A 20187-nucleotide genomic window follows, 5' to 3' on the forward strand; every position below is an offset into this window, starting at 1 on the left:
GTTAAAACCCCTCCAGCACAATCTTGCCGACCGAACGACCGGTTTCAATTTGCGCGTGGGCTTTTTGCAGATTTGCCGCGGTGATCGCGCCAAAATGTTCGCCCAGCGTGGTGCGGAGGGTGTTGCTGTCGATCAGCTGTGCCACGCGGGTCAGTAACTGATGCTGCGCAATGATGTCGTGGGTGGTAAACATCGAACGGGTAAACATAAACTCCCAGTGCAGCGAAATGCTTTTGGCCTTCAGCGGACGCGCATCGAGAGTGTGCGGATCGTCAATCAACGCCAGTTTGCCCTGCGGTGCCAGGGCGGCAATAATTTGCGAATAGTGCTGCTCGGTATTGTTCAGGCTGGCAACGTGCGTCACCTCTTTAATGCCTATCCGTGCCAGCTCTTCCGTCAAAGGCTTGCTGTGGTCAATCACATGATGAGCGCCCGCTTCACGAACCCATTTCTGGCTCTGCGGACGTGATGCCGTACCGATGACGGTCATTTTGGTCAGCTTACTGGCCAGTTGCGTCAGAATAGAACCGACGCCGCCAGCCGCGCCAACGATCAATAACACATCATCTTCATTGCTATTCTCCTCAACGCCCAGACGGTCGAACAGCATTTCCCAGGCGGTGATGGCGGTCAGCGGCAGCGCCGCAGCAGAAGCATTATCCAGTGTTTTTGGCTTCAGCGCGGTAATACGTTCATCAACCAGCTGAAATTCACTGTTACTGCCAGCGCGGCCCAGCGCTCCGGCGTACCAGACTTCATCGCCAGGTGTGAACAGGGTGACGGCTTCACCCACGGACTTCACCACGCCAACGGCGTCCCAGCCCAGAACGCGCGGCACATCGGCGTTAAAACCTTCGCGAACCTTGGTATCAACGGGATTGACGGAAATGGCTTTCACTTCAACCAGCAGATCGTGCCCGGTAGCGACTGGCATGGGCAGGTCAATCTCTTGTAAAAATTCAATGTTATTGCCGTCGGTCGCGGCGCGGGTAATAGCGATGGCTTTCATGGTCTCTCCGGTCACAGGAATCAGTTGAATAATTCGATGGTAAACCGGTAGCAGAACGGGAAAAATAGCCCTACGGCGACAGGACTTATACTCGGGGAGTGAAAATGTTCCGGCTTGAAGATCTCACGTTGTTTGTCCGCGCCGCGGCGCTGAATAGTTTTAGCGATGCCGCGCGAGAAGTCGGCGTTCAGCCTGCTCAGGTCAGTTCAGCTATCAAACGCCTGGAGTCTACGTTGGCTATCCGCTTGTTCGCCCGCTCCACGCGCAGCCTACGCCTGACGCCGGAGGGCGAGGTCTGGCTACCCTATGCCCGCCAGATGCTGGACGTGATGCATGCCGGGCTGCAAAAAATTCAGACCCCAGAAGATGAAGTTTCTGGCACGCTGCAAATCGCCGTGCCTTCCGATCTTGGCCGTAACCTGCTGCTGCCGGTCTTTCAGTCGTTTCGACGCCGCTATCCTGCGCTGCGCCTGCGGATTTTTTTCTCCGATCAGGTGACGGATGTCTTTAAAGACCCCGTCGATGTTGCGTTTCGCTATGGCAATACCGAAGACGCGTCTTACATTGCGCTGCCCGTTGCACCGAGTAACCGACGTGTGCTGGTGGCATCACCGGAATGGGTTACACAAAACGGCGCGCCGCAAACCCCGGATGATTTAACACAGCTCAACGCCATGACCTTCGTATTACGCGGCCGCCTGCACGATCGCTGGACGTTTACGCGCAACGGCGAGGTCAGTAGTGTGCAGGTTAACGGCACCATTATGAGCGACGATGCGGAAGTGATCCGACGGCTGGCAATTGCCGGGGAAGGTGTGGCGTACAAGTCGTGGCTGGATGTCAGCGAAGATGTGCGTGACGGTCGATTACAACTGCTGATGCCGGATTATCAGGGGGAGAAAGTCCCGCTGAATATGATTTGCCCGCATCGGAAGCAGCTTTCAACGGCGGTCCGTCTGCTGCACGACGCAGTGAAGGCGCGGTGTGAAATGCTGGCGCAGAGCTAATTTACGCTTTGCGCCAGATGATTATCGTGCGGTGACTCAGTCTTTTTTCGCAGCGTTTGCAAAGAAGATATCAGACTGAATATCTTTGGTGCGGATGGTAAATAGCTGATTAGTCAGATCTTCCGTCAGCTTCTCGGCGTCGGCCATGATGCGCAGGTTGAAGTCATTCAGCATCTTATCGGCGGCTGGTTTATCAGTTTTCGCCATCTTCAGATACTCTGCTTCAACCTCTTTTTGCTCCTTGGCCACTTTGTCTTCCCACGCTTTGTAGGCTTTTTTGACGATTGGCGCGAGCTTCGGATAATCGGTCATCGTCAGCGTTTGTAATTTACGATATTTCCAGTAGATAGACTGATCGTCCGCTTTATCGGTACCCATCGTATAGTTAGCCGGATACGCTTTCAGGCCGCTGTAGTACGGAACAAAGGCGGTGAGATCGGCCATGCCCAGACCAATATAGGTCGTTTCACCGATCTCTTTTGGCAACCACGGACGGACCTGCATAACATGCGCTTCATAGGTGCGGAAGACGCTGACCGGACGCCATGGCTCTTTGCCGTTCAGACCGTTGGTGTAGGGGTCATGGCTGGTGCCTTCATAATGGTTACGCAGTACGGCCTTCACATCGTCCAGCGTCATTTTCTTCTCTGGCGTCATGAAGACCGGGAATTCACGTCCTTTGGCCATATCCTGGTTTACGGAAGGATTGAACTCTTTCTGGATGGTCCAAACGCGAGGGTCGTTATACGTGCGGTCACGTTCGTCATCACGGGTATAGGCTTTGGAGAAGTTGAATTTACCGTCTTTTGCCGGTTCGTACAGACCCTTTTCGGTCGCAAATTGAATCAGGTTTTTTGACGCCATCATGTCCGGGTTTTTCGGATCGTAATCCTGTAAGCGGCCCTGGTTACCGGTGGCAAAATACTGGTTATTTGGCAGACGCTGCGCCATCCACTGATGACCGCTGCCGGTTTCCAGATACCAGATATCGTTATCGTCGACGACGGCAACGCCAAAGCCTTCGCCTGCGCCGACGGTCTCAACGATATGGCCCAGCAGCGCCACGGCTTCACGCGCGGTTTTACTCTGCGACAGCAGAATATCCGGAATATCGTCTTCGGTGATCCCTTTATCCTCAACGTAAGGGTCGGCGGCCAGCGCTTTTGGTGAGGCAAAAATAGATTCTGTGCCGCTCACGCCAACGCCCAGTTCGTTAAATCCGGTCGCGCCGTGCAACTGGGTTTTCCAGTTTGGAACCGTGGTATAGCGAAGAGAGTTTTTGGGGAGCGGCCAGGTAAAGTCATTCGCACCGTTATGTGCTTTGGTGCTGTATACCCCGGTCTGATTCTGTTTTGCCGGGTGAATGACAAAATGTTGCGCTTTCAGGGCATCGCTGTCAGCGCTACGGGCAACCAGCATCGAGCCGTCCGCTGATGCTTCGTTACCGACCAGCAGGGTCGTACAAGCAAAACCTGATGAAACAACGGCCAAATTTATAGAAAGTGCAATCAGGCACTTTTTAAAAGTAAACATTACGTATCCCTCATATGTACGCCAAAAATACACCGGAAACATACCGTTTCCTGAAATGCGATAACGTCTGAACCCTCAGACATTGCTCGCGAGAGAGATAAACGCCCCTGCCCACGCCTTCTCCGAATATCCATCCGTAGATTGAAGTCTTCTGGGCAAAATAAAACGCCCATTTCGCTTAATTATTACGCAATAGATATCGTGATATTCAGGATGTTTCCTGATTCGGGATGAAGAATAGCAATGGGTTATTAGAGGATTCAGTGACCCATGTCGCGTAAGTCGATGATGGCAAATATGAATTCCATTGAGGGGGCGCGATTTTTGTTTCCGGATATGACGTTACCTCTTGCGGCAATACAGCGAGGGTACATTGGAGCTGGCAAAGATCCATGCGCCCTTATACTCTTCCATGACCAGACTCAGGGTTTGTCCGCTTTGGCGGTAAAAACCGGGTAAGGTGTTGTTAATATCCGTTTCATCGGCGCTGTCTGCGAAGGTTTTGACCACCTGCATCGCCTGTAGCACCCGGGCTTCGTGCTGTCTGGTGTAGTTGAAATAAATGTTCCTGCTGATGTCTGAGGTATTACGTCCGTACAGTTTTCCGGTAATGGTGGCCAAACCTGCATTATCGTACATCCGAAATGCTAACGTACCGGCAAAGCGATTGCTGCCAATATTCCATTCCATGTTGCCGATGCAACTCAGCGGCTTTTCGGCAAAGCGTGAATACCATAGCCACCCGCCTGAACCGAGCAACGTCGCCAGACCGATTACCAGCAAAATAAGATGATGTATTTTTTTCATTACCCGCGCATCCAGTAATAGTGGGTAGTACAAAACGCGTTAGCATCTATCCGCGCATCTTTATCACAGACAAACGCCACGATCCTCTCCGCTTTGCGGTAGCCGGAAAGGAAGACGTGCTTGTTGTTTTCGCAGAGATAGGGATGCAGTTGCATCAGATTGAAATAATTCTCCTGGTCGTGCTCATTCGGTGAGTAATAAATTTTACAGTTTTGCCGAGAGGGAACTTGCATAGAAACAGACACGAATTTACTAAACGGCATAACAGGACGCGTCTGATACCACACCAGCCAGATAAGCAGGGTGGCAATAACGATGCCCGTACTAAATATAATGTACCACCAGGGTCCCCGCGTCGTTTGTTGAGGCGCGGGAGCAATTATCTTTGGGGGCGCGTAATCCTCTATAACCGGTGGCTGGTAAACTTCACTTTGAGGATGTGTTATCGCCTCAATCTGCGTATTTTCATTTAATGCAAGCCCGCGCCGGGAAATTGTTTTCACCGTATCTCTCGGCAGACCCACATCCGCCAGAGCATTACGTAGCGTCAGAATAGCCTGGTAAAATGTGTTGGTGGTGGTCACATTATTTCTCTCACCCCAGCCCACTTTAATCAACGTGTTCTGAGAAACAATGTCACTTGCGTGAGTAATTAAATAGAGAAAACAGAGCGAGGCTGGGAGCTGAAGTTGTATTGCTCTCCCTGTCTGTCGATTGACCAGGCTTTTGTTATCAGGATTAAATTCGACCAACTGATTGATAAGGTACAATTGCCCAGCCCTCAGTAACCAAAACGTATCACCGCATGTGCCAACACTTACCTTAAATTTTACATCCAAATCGATAATATGCCTCACTCTTTGTACGTGATCGCAGATAAGAATTTCATTTAAGAGTTAAATGTTCTTTACATACAAAGTGTTAGCTGAGTAAGTTCTTAGGTAAAATTAACTAATGTTAAATAATGAGAATTCATTACAGGTTTATCTGAATTATCATTATATTTATCCACAGCACTTCAAGGGTGATTGAGTTATCAGTATTGTGTAATTAATGAGTATCGTTTACATCGTTTGTTTTTTTAGCAAATAGTGCTTTTTTGGGATTTATCCTATGGTTTTAATTTATGCATAAAATTCCTAATGCCCAGGCTGTTATTCTGAGATAAGGCACAAAAAAGCTTAGCGCAATCGTATTAATCACAGTCCATACTTATTAGCACATCAGGAGTTTATTACATTTTATTAGCGCCACTGTTATTAACTGACAAGGAATGTCGTACGTGTCGGATTGACACATTTATTTACCAATGAAATATTTATGGAAAAATAACAGGAGTCATTTTGATGAAGAGATCACCATCACAGAGTGTTCGTTGCATAAGCTGTGAATTATCCTGTCAATTATTTCCGGATGCTGCGGTTCGCGCCAGTTACTGTCACCGTGCCGCTTTTGCTATCTGGCCTGAGGGAAATGGCTTTCTGCAAAAAGGAATTATTGAAAAACTTCTGCTTAATAATCAAAATCATTTGTCGCGCGGGTTTATTTTTGTGGACTTCTCTTTCCCGAACCTGCGCCTGTTTGCCGACCCGCAATGGGTTGATCGTCTGGCTTATAGCGGCATGCATATTGTTTTGATAGCGGACCGGAACCTGGCGCCGTTAGCCAACTACTGGCTGTCGAAAAGCAATAAAATACAAGGGATTATATATTCTGATGATGATGATGACGTACAGCATCAGAAAATGAGACGATTATTTACCGGTCATCTCGCTAACAGTAAACGTGGGCGCACACTCAACTATACAGAAATGATATTACTGAAGCGATTTGTCTCAGGGAAAAGTATTCAGCAAATTACCCAAATAGATAATATTGATATTAAGAAAATATATGTCTATAAGCTCCGGCTTGAAGATAAGTTGGGCCATAGTATTCATAAAATACTATCGAATATTTTATAACGCATTTCTGATTTTTGTTATTTCACATCCTTGCGATGTGGTGGACGCTCTACGCCTAATAGCAGGAGGCTAATATGCCAAATCCCAAATCTTACTCTCGTATTGCCATCGCGGTTTCAGCCGCATTAACTTCTATGGTATTTTCGGCCCATGCAGCCTGGATTGATGTTGATAGTCTTCCTTCCAGCGGTCTGGTTAGTAGTCTGCCCCCGGAGTTGCAGGCTTTATTTCCTGCACAGGCGAATGCCAGTTTCGCTAAAACCAGCGCTACGCCGAATTATGTTTATCAGTGGAGTGCCGGCACCATTCCCGTTTATGGTCATGGATTAACGCTCAATGGGCCAGGGGCAGAAGCCTTCGAACACACCATTACCGTTATTCAGAACAGTGCGACGGGTAGCCCGGGTGTTATTTTTGGTGATGACCTGACGATCCGCACACAGTCGAAGAATGCTGCCAACAATGGTAAAGATGTTGACGGTATTCGCACGCACGGGGCTAATACGCCGGATAACCCGGTCTTTATCATCACCGGAGATCGCACCAGCATTTATGTGGACGGTCAGGATGGTGACGGTATTAACGCCGGTTACAACTCCTATAGCCAGGGTTGGAAAGGTTCAGCCAACATATATGTCGGCGACGATCTGTATATTCAAACCACCGGTTATCAGGGGCGTGGTATCACTGCAAACGCAATGAAAGACGCCACTCAGGCTAAAAATACGATTGTCGTCGGCGACCGGGCACACATTGTGACGATCGGTGACAGTTCAGAAGGTCTTCGCACCGGGCAGAGTGGTTCCTCGATCCGCCTTGGTGATGACGCCACTATCGAGACATCGGGCGCTTCCTCGACAGGGATCTATGCCGCCTCATCTTCCAAAACGGAACTGGGCAACAATGCCACGATTACGGTCAACGGCGTCAGCGCACATGCGGTTTATTCCACCAATGCGACCGTGAATCTCGGCGAAAACGCGACGATCAACGTAAACAATTCGGCGAAAGCGGCGTCATACAGCAAGGCCCCACGCGGCCTATATGCGACTTCACGCGGGGCAATAAACCTGGCTGGCGGTGCCGCCATTACCATGGCGGGCAATCACAGCAATGAAAGTTATGCCATCAGTACCGAAACGGGCGGCTCCGTAGATGGCTCTGCTGGCGGGCGCTTCCTCATCGATGGCGATCTTCATGCCGCTGGCGCGACTGCTGCAACCAGCAGCCTGCCACAGCAAAACAGTACCATTACGCTCAACATGACCGACAACTCGCTGTGGAGTGGGGCGTCATACATCACCAGCGTCACGGCCGGAACGGGGGTTATCTCGCTGCAAATGAGCGATGCGACCTGGAACATGACCAACAGCTCAACGCTCACCGACCTGACGCTGAACGGCGGGTCAGTGGTGAATTTTGGGCATACTGACGGCGAACCGTGGCAGACGCTTACCATTAATGAAGATTTCACCGGCAACGGCGGCAAACTGGTTTTCAATACCGTCCTGAATGACGACACCTCCGAAACCGACAAGCTGAAAGTGCTCGGCAACACCGCGGGTAATGCGTTTGTGGCGGTGAACAACATTGGCGGAACCGGGGCGCAGACCGTTGAAGGTATTGAGATCATCGAAGTAGCCGGTAATTCTGACGGTACTTTTGAGAAAGCAGGTCGTATTGTTGCCGGTGCGTACGACTATAACGTGGTGCAAAAGGGCAGCAACTGGTATCTGACCAGCTTTATTCCTGCTCCGCCGGATCCGGAAGAACCGGACCCGGTAGATCCCATCGACCCAGACCCCGTTGACCCGGATCCGGTTGACCCTATTGACCCAGGTCCTGTCGATCCAGACCCGGTCGATCCGATAATCCCTGAGCCGGAAATACCTGTCGCACCTCCGGTCACCGAGCAGCAATACCGTCCGGAAGCAGGCAGTTATCTGGCGAACAACTATGCCGCTAACACGCTGTTTATGACCCGACTGCACGATCGTCTGGGAGAGACGCAGTACATCGACATGCTGACGGGCGAGAAAAAAGTCACCAGTATGTGGATGCGTAACGTCGGGGCGCATACCCGCTTCAAAGACGGTAGCGGGCAGTTGAAAACCCAAAGCAACAGCTATGTGTTGCAGCTGGGCGGTGATCTGGCGCAGTGGAGTAGCGACGGCCTAGACCGCTGGCACATCGGCGCAATGGCAGGTTACGCCAACAGCCAGAACCGCACGCAGTCCAGCCTGACCGGCTACCATTCACGTGGTCAGGTCACCGGTTACAGCGTAGGGTTGTACGGCACATGGTATGCCAATGACGCAGACAAAACAGGCACTTACGTAGACACCTGGATGCTGTACAACTGGTTTGATAACAAAGTGATGGGCCAGGAGCAGGCGACAGAGAAATACAAATCCAGCGGGATCACTGCTTCGGTAGAAGCCGGTTACAGCTTCAAACTGGGTGAAAACGAGCGCAACAGCTACTGGCTGCAACCGAAAGCGCAGGTGGTATGGATGGACGTGCAGGCCGACAGCCACCGCGAAGCGAACGGTACCCGCGTGAAAGACAACACCGATGGCAACCTGATGACCCGCCTGGGCGTGAAGGCCTTTATCAACGGTCACAACGCCATCGACGACGGTAAATCACGCGAGTTCCAGCCGTTTGTCGAAGCCAACTGGATCCACAACACGCAGACGACCAGCGTGAAGATGGATGATGTGAGCAACGACATGCGCGGCACGAAGAACATTGGTGAGCTGAAAGTCGGTGTTGAAGGGCAAATCACTCCGCGCCTCAACGTGTGGAGCAACGTGGCCCAACAGATCGGCGACAAAGGCTACAGCGATACCCGCGGTATGCTGGGCGTGAAATACAATTTCTGACGGGATTGTAAGTAACAGAAAAGCCGCTGATTAATGGGTCAGCGGCTTTATTTTTTGGGGAAGCGGTAGATCGGATAAGCGTTAGCGCCATCCAGTAAATAAGCTGCGTACAGCGCTAGCTATTACTATTTTTGTTACAAGCAAGTTCTTTGCCCAAAGCAATCATGGCCAATTCAGAAGGACTGTATTTTGTTCGTTCTTTAGGATGGGTCTGGAGGTAATTACCAACAATATCAGCTTCCTGTCCAATGGTTATGCTTTCATTACAGATGATATTTTCTTTTGATAGTGTCCCCGCTACACCGGCAACAAAAGACATATACATCACTGCTGTCTGTTCATCCCGAACATTCAAATAATCAAAACCTTTCTCATACAACTGATAACCGTGATAAAGCGAGTTGCCGTCGATATTCAATGTCGATTTTGCCAGTACAGGCGTTGAAAAACAGAGCAATAACACGACAGGAATGGCAATTTTACTGATCATACGAGCACCAGCCGCCCTTATGGTGTGAGCCAGTACCGCCGTGCGGGTGTTCTCCTTTCGGGCATGCGAAAACAGTAGATGATGCGGTGATAGTGACGAGAGCGATAACCATTGCCATGAATACGTTTTTCATATGTAACCCAATAATCTAATTTATTAGAAACGAGGCTGTCCCTTCCTGATTAAAGAAAAAGGATGCCTGTGTATTTTTAGCGGGATTATAATATGGTGTTTATTGTGCTGTCATGTTTATCGTTTGGCATAGGCTATCAGGATAGTATTTTTATTATGATTTTTAGTGTAGTGATTGAATGATTTCTAATGCGTTTCTGATTCATGGATAATGAGTCGCTGCTTCAAATATCATAATTATTGATTATTGTCCGTAAGTTTATAATGCTTTTTTAATTTATTAGGCTCCATTAATTCATCAAAGAAATTATCGCCGTTAACAATATTATCAGAATGAATATCAAATTGTGCACATTGAATCTTGGCTTTCAGTAACTGAATTTTTATTTCTTCGACTTTTTCATCGTCGTCAATCGAAAAGATGGTGTCTGGTTTTTCGTGGTGATTCATTTGTTTGGGTTCCCGTTACACTTTGGCTTCATTTTCCAGGAGAGTAGGCCGGATAAGCGCAAGCGCCATCCGGCACCAAGTGAACCTGTAAGTACTGCTTGCATGTTCAGCCGCACTTCACTGGAGAGTCGCCAGCGTGCTCTCAATTCTTTTTAACTTCTGATTTGCCTCTTGCAGCTCATCCTGCAATCGTTGCTCCTGTTCTCCATATACCATCAGGACGATACAACCGTTCATCACTTTTACGCTAATCTGTTGCCCGGTATCAAACCCCGCTGCGCGTAGCCACTTGCCTGAAAGGATAATTTTGGGCGTGGATTTGTCGAAAACATTCGGGCGATATCCCACAATTACCGAACGTTCGGTTCCTGATTGGTCGGTGTCTGGGGTAGAATGCGAATCAGCCATAATCAACTCCTTGATAGTTGGTGAGGTTAGACGCTCCGGCTGTGTTCCCGCACAACGGGGCGTTGCTAGTGTAGAAGGCTTTTAGGTGGCCTCCTATATAGTGAGAGTAATTGGATAGGTGGCCCCATGTCAATCATATCGCGCGAAAAAAAACCAAAAGGCGGCGGTCAGTCACCGCAGTTCAAAATGCGTATTGATCCGGCATTGAAGGAGCAGTTGGATGCAGTAGCTACTGAAGAAGGGGTAAGTCTCGCCAGTTGGTTGAAGGAACTGGCGAGGGAGGCGTTGCGGAGGAAAGGTATTAAACCCAATGGGTAAGTTCATAGGCATTATTATTTGAGAGGGAATTTGAAATGGCTAGAACAGCTAACCAATTGAAGTTATTGGATGTGCTAAGAAGATTTGAAAAGTCTAGAAAGTTATTCACGATTACTGAGTTAGCTACTGAAACTGGTTATACTGAAAACAGTATAAGAAAATATATAAATGAGAAGTTGAATGGAATATATTTAAATAGTTTGAATGGTAAGCTATGGAAGTGTGAAGGAATACAGACGATATCAAATGACGATTTTATTTGTTTGATGTCTCAATCTTTAAGAGCAAAAAATCTTACACCAGAAACAAAAATTTATAAATCTCTCCTGAAAAGAAGTTTGGATGCATTTGTTTTGTCATTGGAGGTATATAATAGGCCAACACTAGATAATAGAGTTGAAGCATTTTGTATACTATCAGTCAATGCTTGGGAGCTATTGTTAAAAGCAGAATTACTTAAGTATTTAGGCATGGATGCAGTTTTTAAGAAAAATGGATATTCTGTAAGTATAACTGATGCAATTAATAAAAGGTTGCAGCAAAATGATCCTGTTAAGAAAAATCTAGATACTTTAATTGAACTTAGAGATGGGGCTATACATTTATTATTACCTGAGTTACAACCGGAGCTTTCTCGTCTTTTTCAGGCTAATGTTTTAAATTATCAACAGCGTTATTTGAAAGAAACAGGTATGTCACCATTAGCTGGACAGAGCGTTGGAATGTTAAGCTTAGTTGTAGATGGCCCTAAAAGTGATATATCCACTATTAAAGAAAACTATGGTGAGATGACTGCAAATGTTGCACGTGAGTTTCTGACAAGATTTCATAAAGCTTCTAAAGAACAAAACTCAAATGAATTTAGTATATCAATTGACTATAAGCTTACACTTACTAAATGTGAGAAAGATAGTGATTTATCATTGGGTTTAGGAAACCAAGATAGTAATGCAATAATTATTCGAGAAACTAGAGATCCTGATATAACTCATCCTTATTATCAAGGTTCAGCAATTGAGAAAATAAATAGCCAACAGAAGAATGTTGTACTCACGAAATTTTCTTTCACCGCAATAATTAAGAAGCATAATATACAGAAAGCAAAACGATCTGATATGCATTATACCATTGATAATAGACATCGTTATTCTGAGAAATTCATACAATGGGTTATTAAAAACTTAGAACAACCTGGATGGCTAGAAGAGTCAACAACCCATTACAAAAAAATCATCAAAAAATAGGAATTTTGGCGGAAGATCACAGGAGTCGAACCTGCCCGGGAACGCTGGCGCCCCCAACTGGATTTGAAGTCCAGCCACCTCACCGGAGATGACGATCTTCCGCGCCTCGATTGCTACATGGAGGCGGGGCGCATTATAGCTACTTCCTACGGTTTCCACACCCCCTCACTCACTTTTTTAACTTCCCTTTTGTCTTGCCATGATCGGTTTCATATAAATCCTCAATAAATCCGGTAGTTACATTTCATCACATTTTTCGACGCAACTCTGATCACAGAAAACAAGAATCGTAATTTGATAACGAGATATCGGAATACCCGCGCTCACAGGGATGGTTTACAAGAACTGTAACCGGTATCAGTGCGTGTGAAAGTGCTAACAAGGATGCGTAATGAAAAGTGAGATTTTGTCCGTTAAAGAGAAGATTGGCTACGGAATGGGCGATGCGGCGAGCCACATTATCTTCGATAACGTCATGTTATATATGATGTTCTTCTATACCGATATTTTTGGTATTCCGGCCGGATTTGTCGGCACCATGTTCCTGCTGGCCCGCGCGCTGGATGCTATCTCAGACCCTTGCATGGGACTGCTCGCCGACCGCACCCGGTCGCGCTGGGGGAAATTCCGCCCGTGGGTACTGTTTGGCGCACTGCCGTTTGGCCTGGTTTGCGTGCTGGCCTACAGTACGCCAGATCTCAGTCTAAACGGCAAAATGATCTATGCCGCCATCACTTACACCCTGCTGACCCTGCTCTACACCGTAGTGAACATCCCCTACTGTGCGTTGGGCGGTGTCATCACCAATGACCCCACGCAGCGTATCTCCCTGCAGTCCTGGCGCTTCGTGCTGGCGACGGCGGGCGGCATGCTCTCCACCGTGCTGATGATGCCGCTGGTAAATCTGATTGGCGGCGAGGATAAAGCGTTCGGCTTTCAGGGCGGGATTGCCGTGCTCTCGGTTGTGGCGTTCCTGATGCTGGCATTTTGCTTTTTCACCACCAAAGAACGCGTGGAAGCGCCGCCGAGCAGCAACTCAATGCGTGAAGACCTGCGCGACATCTGGCAGAACGATCAATGGCGCATCGTCGGCCTGCTGACCATTCTCAACATCCTTGCTGTCTGCGTACGCGGCGGGGCGATGATGTATTACGTCACCTGGATTCTGGGCACGCCAGAAGTGTTTGTCGCCTTCCTTACCACCTATTGCGTCGGCAACCTGATCGGCTCTGCGCTGGCGAAGCCGCTGACTGACTGGAAATGCAAAGTCAGCGTCTTCTGGTGGACCAACGCCGCGCTGGCGGTCGTCAGTCTGGCGATGTTCTTCGTACCGATGCACGCCAACATCACTATGTTCGTCTTCATCTTCGTGATTGGCGTACTGCATCAGCTCGTGACGCCAATTCAGTGGGTAATGATGTCCGACACCGTGGATTACGGCGAGTGGTGCAACGGAAAACGTCTGACGGGGATCAGCTTTGCGGGCACGCTGTTCGTGCTCAAGCTGGGTCTGGCGCTCGGCGGGGCGCTGATTGGCTGGATGCTGGCAGGTGGGGGCTACGACGCCGCAGCGAAAACCCAGAACGGCGCCACCATTAGCATCATCATCGCGCTGTTCACCATAGTCCCGGCTATTTGCTACCTGCTGAGTGCCGTGATCGCCAAACGCTTCTACACCCTAAAAACCCCGTATCTGACTGAAATCATGAGCCAACTGGCGCAGGGCGCGCGCCGCAATCAGCAGGATTTCACGACGAAAGAATTACAGAATTAAGGAACCGATGATGAAAATTAGCGATGGAAACTGGCTGATTCAGCCCGGTCTGAACGTGATTAACCCGATTCAGGTGTTCGAGGTTGAACAGCAGGGCAATGAGATGATTGTCTACGTTGCGCCGCGCGACGTGCGTGAACGTACCTGGCAACTGGATACCCCATTGTTTACCCTGCGCTTCTTCTCGCCGCAGGAAGGCGTGGTCGGTGTGCGTCTGGAGCACTTCCAGGGGGCGCTGGATACCGGTCCGCATTACCCGCTCAATGTGCTGCAGGATGTGAAGGTCGAGATGCGCAACACCGCTGAGATTGCCGAACTGAAGAGCGGTAACCTGAGCGTGCGCGTAACCAAAGGGGAATTCTGGTCGCTGGATTTCCTGCGTAACGGCGAACGTATTACCGGCAGCCAGCTGAAAAACAACGGCTACGTGCAGGATACCAACAGCGGGCGCAACTATATGTTTGAGCGCCTGGATCTGGGTGTTGGGGAAACGGTATACGGACTGGGCGAACGCTTCACCGCGCTGGTGCGTAACGGGCAAACGGTAGAAACCTGGAACCGTGACGGCGGCACCAGCACCGAGCAATCTTACAAGAACATCCCGTTCTATATCACCAACCGCGGTTACGGCGTACTGGTGAACCATCCGCAGTGCGTGTCGTTTGAAATCGGCTCTGAGAAAGTGTCGAAAGTGCAGTTCAGCGTGGAAAGCGAGTATCTGGAATATTTCGTCATCGACGGCCCAACGCCGAAGGACGTGTTGAACCGTTATACCCAATTCACTGGCCGTCCCGCGCTGCCGCCTGCCTGGTCGTTCGGCCTGTGGCTGACCACGTCGTTCACCACCAATTATGACGAAGCGACGGTCAACAGTTTTATTGACGGCATGGCCGAGCGCAACTTGCCGCTGCACGTTTTCCACTTTGACTGCTTCTGGATGAAAGCCTTCCAGTGGTGCGACTTTGAGTGGGATCCGCTGACCTTCCCGGATCCGGAAGGCATGATCCGCCGCCTGAAAGAAAAAGGGCTGAAGGTCTGCGTGTGGATTAACCCGTATATTGGCCAGAAATCGCCAATATTCAAAGAGCTGAAAGAGAAAGGCTATCTGCTCAAGCGGCCGGATGGTTCCCTGTGGCAATGGGATAAATGGCAGCCGGGCCTGGCGATTTATGACTTCACTAATCCGCAAGCCTGTGAGTGGTACGCCAACAAGCTGAAAGGTCTGGTGGATATCGGCGTGGATTGCTTCAAAACCGACTTTGGCGAACGCATTCCTACTGACGTTCAGTGGTTTGACGGTGCCGATCCGCAGAAAATGCATAACCATTATGCGTACATCTACAACGAACTGGTGTGGAACGTGCTGAAAGAGACTGTCGGTGAAGAAGAGGCGGTGCTGTTTGCCCGTTCAGCTTCGGTCGGCGCGCAGCAGTTTCCGGTGCATTGGGGCGGCGATTGCTATGCCAACTATGAATCGATGGCCGAAAGCCTGCGCGGCGGGTTGTCCATTGGTCTGTCCGGCTTTGGCTTCTGGAGTCACGATATTGGCGGATTTGAGAATACCGCCCCGGCGCACGTCTACAAGCGCTGGTGTGCGTTCGGGCTGCTCTCCAGCCACAGCCGTCTGCACGGTAGCAAATCCTACCGTGTACCGTGGGCGTACGATGACGAATCCTGCGATGTGGTGCGCTACTTCACCGAGCAGAAATGCCGCATGATGCCGTATCTGTATCGCGAAGCGGCGCGCGCCAATGAGCAAGGCACGCCGATGATGCGCGCAATGATGCTGGAGTTCCCGGACGATCCGGCGTGCGATTACCTCGACCGCCAGTACATGCTGGGCGATAGCGTGATGGTTGCGCCGGTGTTTAGCGAGGCGGGCGATGTGCAGTTTTACCTGCCGGAAGGACGCTGGACGCATCTGTGGCGTAACGACGAGGTGTCTGGCAGTCGCTGGCATAAACAGCAGCATGGCTTCCTGAGTCTGCCAGTCTACGTGCGCGAGAACACTCTGCTGGCGCTGGGCAGCAATAACCAGAAGCCGGACTACGCCTGGCATGAAGGAACCGCGTTCCAGCTGTTCCATCTGCAGGAGGGCCGGGAAGCGGTGTGTGAAGTGCCTGCGATGGACGGCTCGGTTATCTTCACGCTGAAGGCGACGCGTGTAGGTAATACCATCACTGTGAAAGGGAACGGTGAGGCACGTAACTGGACGCTGTGCCTGCGAAATATTCAGGAAATTGGCGGCATTAAATGCGGGTCGCATATGGACAGTGAGCTGGGTGTAGTTATTACTCCACAGGACAGTGAGCTGACGATTACCTTGTAAGCATGTGTCGAGGTGGTGCCGGATGCGTTTTATCCGGCCCACGCTGCGAGCAGCATTCCAGATCTGAAAATCCAAAACATCCTGAATTAAATTTTTATCTCTGCATATTTGCGAGCGGTATCACTCTGATTCCCGCGAAAAATGTGATCTGCGCCGTAAATATCTCACTATTTCCTCTTTTTGTCTTATTTCTGTCCGGATTACTGGACACGATTTAGTATTGTTGACGCATCGTAGTCCTCTTATATTTATCATCACGGATTACACGTGGAGCATAAGCGCTTCTTTAGCTATTTAATCTGGTGTGTGATAAGGGTAAATAATGCAAATGATTACCTCGCGACAAAACAGATTATTAAAGTTTCTTCTGTCTAAGAAGGAATATGTCACGCTGCTGAAAATTGCCGAGTATTTATCTGTTTCAGAGAAAACTGTGCAGCGCGATCTGCGCTTACTGGAACCATGGTTATCAGAATGGAAAATAACCATCGATAAACGTGCTGGTGCTGGGGTGATATTAAGTTCCGATAATATTACCGACCTTTTATATATGGATCAGTTATTAGGATCGGAAGGTGATGATACTGACGGCATGATGAATAATTCACGGCGAGTCAAGATAGCCTCACAGTTATTAAGCGAAACGCCGCATGAAACGTCGATCAGTAAATTATCCGAACGTTATTTCATTAGTAGCGCATCGATTGTTAATGATCTGAAAGTAATTGAATCCTGGATTACCCCACTGGGCCTGTCGTTGATTCGCAGTCAGAGCGGCACGCATATCGAAGGCAGCGAGAGCGGTGTACGCCAGGCGATGGCGTCGCTGATTAACGGCGTGATTAACCATAATGAACCTGGTAACGTGGTTTATTCACGCCTTGACCCGGGCAGTTATAAAGCCTTAGTGCATTACTTTGGCGAAGAAGATGTTTTATTTGTCCAGACGTTATTGCAGGAAATGGAGAACGACCTGTGCTGGTCTCTGGGCGAGCCTTATTACGTCAATATCTTTACCCATATTTTGATCATGATGTACCGCATCACGCGGGGCAATGCGCTGCCGAGAAAAGATGAAAATATCACCTCATGTGACGAGAATATTTTTTCCATTGCCAGCCGGATGATTCAACATATTGAAAAACGCATTGCCCACCCGCTACCGGAAGACGAAGTCTGGTTTATTTATCAATACATTATCTCTTCCGGCGTGGTAATTGAAGAGCATAACGACGTGAGCGTGATTGGCCATATGCACTCTAGCGACGAAGCGCGTTTGATTACCCATCGGTTGATTGCCTCCTTTGCCGAGATGGTCGACAGCGATCTTAGCCAGGACACGGCGCTGTATGACGGATTGCTGATCCACATTAAGCCGCTGATTAACCGCCTGAACTACCAGATCCGCATTCGTAATCCGCTGCTGGAGGATATTAAAGGCGAGTTGCAGGACGTGTGGCGTCTGACCCAGTGCGCGGTGAATCGGGTGTTTAGCGGTTGGGGCGAGCGGCCCGTGTCGGAAGATGAGGTGGGATATTTAACCGTGCATTTTCAAGCCGCAATGGAGCGGCAGATAGCGCGTAAGCGTGTGCTGCTGGTCTGCTCAACCGGTATTGGCACCTCTCACTTACTCAAAAGCCGTATTCTGCGCGCCTTTCCGGACTGGACTATCGTCGGCGTGGTATCGGCAGGCAGCCTGCCCTCCGTACTGACTGACGATATTGAACTGGTGGTATCGACGATAAATTTACCTGCTGTTGCTATGCCGGTCGTGTATGTCACCGCCTTTTTCAATGATGCAGATATTAAGCGGGTAACAGAAACGGTTATTACGGAAAAATTACATCGGGCGACGTCGCTGGTCGTCGAAAATTAATGTCTGAACTCCATGAGGTATGATTGATGGACATCACGAAAATACTCAATACAAATCGCGTTATTTTGGACATGAAGGCCACAAACAAAACGGAGGCTATTGAGGAACTGACGGATATTCTGCAGAAAGATGGGGCAATTAGCTGTCGGGAAACGTTTATTCAGGATGTCTGGCAGCGTGAATCAGAAGGCTCGACCGGCTTCGAAAATCATATTGCGATCCCGCACGGGAAATCCTCGGCGGTGGTCAATACCACGCTGGCAATTGGGCGTACCCGCCAGGATATTCCCTGGGAAACCCTGGATGGCAGCAACGTGCGCTGCATCATTCTGTTTGCCGTACGTCTTGAAGATCAAAACACTACACATATTCGTCTGCTTTCGCAGGTTGCCGGCGCGTTGGCGGATGACGACATTATTGAACAACTGTTAGTCGAAAGCAGTCCACAGAAAATTATTGAGCTTTTTAGCCAATATGCTGAATCCAATGTCTGCTAAATAAAAAGTGGAGCATGTTATGAATATTGTTTGTGTTGCCGCCTGTACGGCGGGTATTGCGCACACCTATATTGCCCGTGAGAAGCTAATTAAAGGTGCTAAAGCGCTTGGTCATAATATAAGAGTTGAAACCCAGGGAACTATCGGCACGGAGAACGAACTGCTGACAGAGGATATTTCTGCAGCTGATGTCGTAATTCTTGCTGTCGATGTCAAAATAAAAGGGGAGGAACGATTTTCAAATAAACGCATCGTGCGAGTGAAAACCGAAATCGTCATAAAATCGCCCATTCAGTTTCTTGAAAAGGTTGAAAAATCATTAGTTAATAATAACCAGTAGCGATCCTCATTTTGGAGGGATTTCACATGAGTGAAAATAAAATTCCGCTATCTCAGGAAATAAAAAGACATTTATTAACGGGGATTTCGTGGATGATCCCGTTAATTGTCGCCGCCGGGATCTGTATTGCTCTCGGGCAAATACTTGGCGGCACTAACGTAGGTGAAAAAACAGGAACCATACCCTGGATGCTCAACCAGATTGGCGGCTGGGGGATGGGGTTAATCGTACCGCTGATCAGTGCGGCGATTGCGTACTCCATTGCCGATCGTCCCGGATTTGCGCCGGGCCTGATTGTCGGCTTTGTTTGCGGCGAAATTCATACCGGTTTTATCGGCGGGATGCTGGGCGGATTTCTGGTCGGTTATACCGTCCTGCTGCTCAAGCGCTATATCCGTTTACCGCAGTCGATGCAGGGGCTGATGCCCATCATGGTGCTGCCGGTACTGAGCACTGTCATTGGCGGCCTGTTGATGATGACGCTGATTGGCAAGCCGATAGCCTGGCTGCAGGACGCGTTGATTCATCTGCTGGAGTCCATGCAGGGCGGGTCCCGCTTCCTGATGGGCGCTATCCTCGGCGCAATGGCGACATTCGACTTCGGCGGGCCGGTGAATAAAACCATGTCGCTGTTCGCGGACGGCATGCTGGTTAGCGGCGTGTATGGCCCGGAAGCGGTGAAGTTTGTTGGTTCGATGATCCCGCCATTTGGCATCACGCTCTCCTTCCTGCTGACGCGTCACAAGTACACCCGTGCGGAGCGCGAGGCGCTGAAAGCGGCATTCCCGATGGGGATCTGCATGATTACCGAAGGGGTCATTCCGATTGCGGCGCGCGACCTGCTGCGCGTGGTGGGCTCCTGTGTGGTGGCCTCGGCGGTAGCGGGAGGACTGATTATGGTATGGGGCGTTGAAAGCCCGGTTCCGCACGGCGGTATGTTCGTGGTCCCACTCTTTACGCACCCGCTGTTGTTTTGCCTGGCGCTGGGGATCGGCACGGTGATTTGCGGCGTCATGCTGTCGCTGTGGAAGAAACCGGTGACCGAGCGTGACGAAGAGTTTGACGAACTCAGCGATCAAAAGCTGAAAGACGAAGAAATCACCTTCACCCTGGAATAAGCGGAG

Annotated in this window: 18 protein-coding genes and 1 tRNA gene; 11 read left to right on the forward strand and 8 right to left on the reverse strand. The window is 49.6% G+C overall.

Annotated features, from left to right (window positions below):
* Nucleotide 1: 1 nt before the first annotated feature.
* Nucleotides 2–1009 (reverse strand): zinc-binding alcohol dehydrogenase family protein, encoded by a 1008-nt coding sequence (locus tag OGX67_RS02520; RefSeq protein ID WP_032937145.1) that lies wholly within the window; start codon nt 1007–1009, stop codon nt 2–4.
* A gap of 104 nt (nt 1010–1113) precedes the next feature.
* On the opposite strand from OGX67_RS02520, the gene OGX67_RS02525 reads away from it, so the two are divergent.
* Entirely contained in the window at nt 1114–2016 is a 903-nt protein-coding gene (locus OGX67_RS02525) for a LysR family transcriptional regulator (RefSeq protein WP_071696259.1), read from the forward strand.
* A 36-nt stretch (nt 2017–2052) separates the two neighbouring features.
* Here OGX67_RS02525 and OGX67_RS02530 read toward each other — a convergent pair whose 3' ends face one another.
* The 3 genes from OGX67_RS02530 to OGX67_RS02540 form a co-directional block, all read right to left on the reverse strand.
* Complete coding sequence (locus tag OGX67_RS02530) at nt 2053–3549, reverse strand: C69 family dipeptidase (protein WP_204583167.1); 1497 nt, start codon at nt 3547–3549, stop codon at nt 2053–2055.
* Nucleotides 3550–3891: 342 nt separating this feature from the next.
* The gene (locus OGX67_RS02535; RefSeq protein WP_192464885.1) at nt 3892–4356 is read right to left on the reverse strand and encodes a hypothetical protein; all 465 of its coding nucleotides are present in this window, start codon (nt 4354–4356) and stop codon (nt 3892–3894) included.
* Nucleotides 4356–5126 carry a winged helix-turn-helix domain-containing protein gene (locus OGX67_RS02540; protein WP_164880749.1) on the reverse strand — a complete coding sequence of 257 codons (771 nt, stop codon included), beginning with the start codon at nt 5124–5126 and terminating at the stop codon, nt 4356–4358. The genes OGX67_RS02535 and OGX67_RS02540 overlap by 1 nt, the downstream gene beginning before the upstream one ends.
* A 576-nt stretch (nt 5127–5702) precedes the next feature.
* On the opposite strand from OGX67_RS02540, the gene OGX67_RS02545 reads away from it, so the two are divergent.
* Both OGX67_RS02545 and misL read left to right on the forward strand, forming a co-directional pair.
* A complete protein-coding gene (locus tag OGX67_RS02545; RefSeq protein WP_003023988.1) occupies nt 5703–6320 on the forward strand; it encodes a helix-turn-helix transcriptional regulator in 618 nt (205 codons plus the stop codon).
* 74 nt (nt 6321–6394) lie between these two features.
* The gene (gene misL, locus OGX67_RS02550; RefSeq protein WP_257651364.1) at nt 6395–9205 is read left to right on the forward strand and encodes an intestinal colonization autotransporter adhesin MisL; all 2811 of its coding nucleotides are present in this window, start codon (nt 6395–6397) and stop codon (nt 9203–9205) included.
* A 115-nt stretch (nt 9206–9320) separates the two neighbouring features.
* Here misL and OGX67_RS02555 read toward each other — a convergent pair whose 3' ends face one another.
* The 3 genes from OGX67_RS02555 to OGX67_RS02565 all read right to left on the reverse strand — a co-directional run bounded on the left by OGX67_RS02555 (nt 9321) and on the right by OGX67_RS02565 (nt 10685).
* Nucleotides 9321–9695 carry a Rap1a/Tai family immunity protein gene (locus tag OGX67_RS02555; RefSeq protein WP_086504689.1) on the reverse strand — a complete coding sequence of 125 codons (375 nt, stop codon included), beginning with the start codon at nt 9693–9695 and terminating at the stop codon, nt 9321–9323.
* A 369-nt stretch (nt 9696–10064) separates the two neighbouring features.
* Nucleotides 10065–10277, reverse strand: coding sequence for a prevent-host-death protein (locus OGX67_RS02560; RefSeq protein WP_257651363.1), 213 nt, complete (start codon nt 10275–10277; stop codon nt 10065–10067).
* A 117-nt stretch (nt 10278–10394) separates the two neighbouring features.
* Nucleotides 10395–10685, reverse strand: coding sequence for a SymE family type I addiction module toxin (locus tag OGX67_RS02565; RefSeq protein WP_057064909.1), 291 nt, complete (start codon nt 10683–10685; stop codon nt 10395–10397).
* A gap of 126 nt (nt 10686–10811) precedes the next feature.
* On the opposite strand from OGX67_RS02565, the gene OGX67_RS02570 reads away from it, so the two are divergent.
* On the forward strand, nt 10812–11003 hold the full coding sequence (locus OGX67_RS02570) for a toxin-antitoxin system HicB family antitoxin (protein ID WP_257651362.1): 192 nt from the start codon (nt 10812–10814) through the stop codon (nt 11001–11003).
* 35 nt (nt 11004–11038) lie between these two features.
* Nucleotides 11039–12247: a DUF3644 domain-containing protein gene (locus OGX67_RS02575; protein WP_257651361.1), complete on the forward strand. Its 1209-nt coding sequence runs from the start codon at nt 11039–11041 to the stop codon at nt 12245–12247.
* 6 nt (nt 12248–12253) lie between these two features.
* On the opposite strand, the gene OGX67_RS02580 is transcribed toward OGX67_RS02575, so the two are convergent.
* Nucleotides 12254–12348: transfer RNA gene (locus tag OGX67_RS02580), tRNA-Sec, on the reverse strand.
* 290 nt (nt 12349–12638) lie between these two features.
* Between OGX67_RS02580 and OGX67_RS02585 the strand changes: the two genes are divergently transcribed.
* From OGX67_RS02585 to OGX67_RS02610, 6 genes are all read left to right on the forward strand, one after another.
* Entirely contained in the window at nt 12639–14021 is a 1383-nt protein-coding gene (locus OGX67_RS02585; protein WP_016151182.1) for a glycoside-pentoside-hexuronide family transporter, read from the forward strand.
* Between the two features lie 10 nt (nt 14022–14031).
* The gene (gene yicI / locus OGX67_RS02590; RefSeq protein WP_257651381.1) at nt 14032–16350 is read left to right on the forward strand and encodes an alpha-xylosidase; all 2319 of its coding nucleotides are present in this window, start codon (nt 14032–14034) and stop codon (nt 16348–16350) included.
* 322 nt (nt 16351–16672) lie between these two features.
* Nucleotides 16673–18226, forward strand: a complete 1554-nt coding sequence (locus tag OGX67_RS02595; RefSeq protein ID WP_003024005.1) for a BglG family transcription antiterminator — start codon at nt 16673–16675, stop codon at nt 18224–18226.
* Between the two features lie 26 nt (nt 18227–18252).
* On the forward strand, nt 18253–18723 hold the full coding sequence (locus tag OGX67_RS02600; protein WP_003024008.1) for a PTS sugar transporter subunit IIA: 471 nt from the start codon (nt 18253–18255) through the stop codon (nt 18721–18723).
* A gap of 19 nt (nt 18724–18742) precedes the next feature.
* On the forward strand, nt 18743–19063 hold the full coding sequence (locus tag OGX67_RS02605) for a PTS fructose transporter subunit IIB (protein ID WP_003844521.1): 321 nt from the start codon (nt 18743–18745) through the stop codon (nt 19061–19063).
* Nucleotides 19064–19089: 26 nt separating this feature from the next.
* Entirely contained in the window at nt 19090–20181 is a 1092-nt protein-coding gene (locus OGX67_RS02610) for a PTS fructose transporter subunit IIC (protein ID WP_181509930.1), read from the forward strand.
* Nucleotides 20182–20187 lie beyond the last annotated feature (6 nt).

Origin of the sequence: Citrobacter sp. Cf118, assembly GCF_030334095.1 — a bacterium.
Taxonomy (GTDB): domain Bacteria; phylum Pseudomonadota; class Gammaproteobacteria; order Enterobacterales; family Enterobacteriaceae; genus Citrobacter; species Citrobacter freundii.

Coding starts and splice junctions, on each gene's coding strand:
- OGX67_RS02520 (WP_032937145.1), bottom strand. CDS start 1,009: ATGAAAGCCATCGCTATTACCCGCGCCGCGACCGACGGCAATAACATT.
- OGX67_RS02525 (WP_071696259.1), top strand. CDS start 1,114: ATGTTCCGGCTTGAAGATCTCACGTTGTTTGTCCGCGCCGCGGCGCTG.
- OGX67_RS02530 (WP_204583167.1), bottom strand. CDS start 3,549: ATGTTTACTTTTAAAAAGTGCCTGATTGCACTTTCTATAAATTTGGCC.
- OGX67_RS02535 (WP_192464885.1), bottom strand. CDS start 4,356: ATGAAAAAAATACATCATCTTATTTTGCTGGTAATCGGTCTGGCGACG.
- OGX67_RS02545 (WP_003023988.1), top strand. CDS start 5,703: ATGAAGAGATCACCATCACAGAGTGTTCGTTGCATAAGCTGTGAATTA.
- misL (WP_257651364.1), top strand. CDS start 6,395: ATGCCAAATCCCAAATCTTACTCTCGTATTGCCATCGCGGTTTCAGCC.
- OGX67_RS02555 (WP_086504689.1), bottom strand. CDS start 9,695: ATGATCAGTAAAATTGCCATTCCTGTCGTGTTATTGCTCTGTTTTTCA.
- OGX67_RS02560 (WP_257651363.1), bottom strand. CDS start 10,277: ATGAATCACCACGAAAAACCAGACACCATCTTTTCGATTGACGACGAT.
- OGX67_RS02565 (WP_057064909.1), bottom strand. CDS start 10,685: ATGGCTGATTCGCATTCTACCCCAGACACCGACCAATCAGGAACCGAA.
- OGX67_RS02570 (WP_257651362.1), top strand. CDS start 10,812: ATGTCAATCATATCGCGCGAAAAAAAACCAAAAGGCGGCGGTCAGTCA.
- OGX67_RS02575 (WP_257651361.1), top strand. CDS start 11,039: ATGGCTAGAACAGCTAACCAATTGAAGTTATTGGATGTGCTAAGAAGA.
- OGX67_RS02585 (WP_016151182.1), top strand. CDS start 12,639: ATGAAAAGTGAGATTTTGTCCGTTAAAGAGAAGATTGGCTACGGAATG.
- yicI (WP_257651381.1), top strand. CDS start 14,032: ATGAAAATTAGCGATGGAAACTGGCTGATTCAGCCCGGTCTGAACGTG.
- OGX67_RS02595 (WP_003024005.1), top strand. CDS start 16,673: ATGCAAATGATTACCTCGCGACAAAACAGATTATTAAAGTTTCTTCTG.
- OGX67_RS02600 (WP_003024008.1), top strand. CDS start 18,253: ATGGACATCACGAAAATACTCAATACAAATCGCGTTATTTTGGACATG.
- OGX67_RS02605 (WP_003844521.1), top strand. CDS start 18,743: ATGAATATTGTTTGTGTTGCCGCCTGTACGGCGGGTATTGCGCACACC.
- OGX67_RS02610 (WP_181509930.1), top strand. CDS start 19,090: ATGAGTGAAAATAAAATTCCGCTATCTCAGGAAATAAAAAGACATTTA.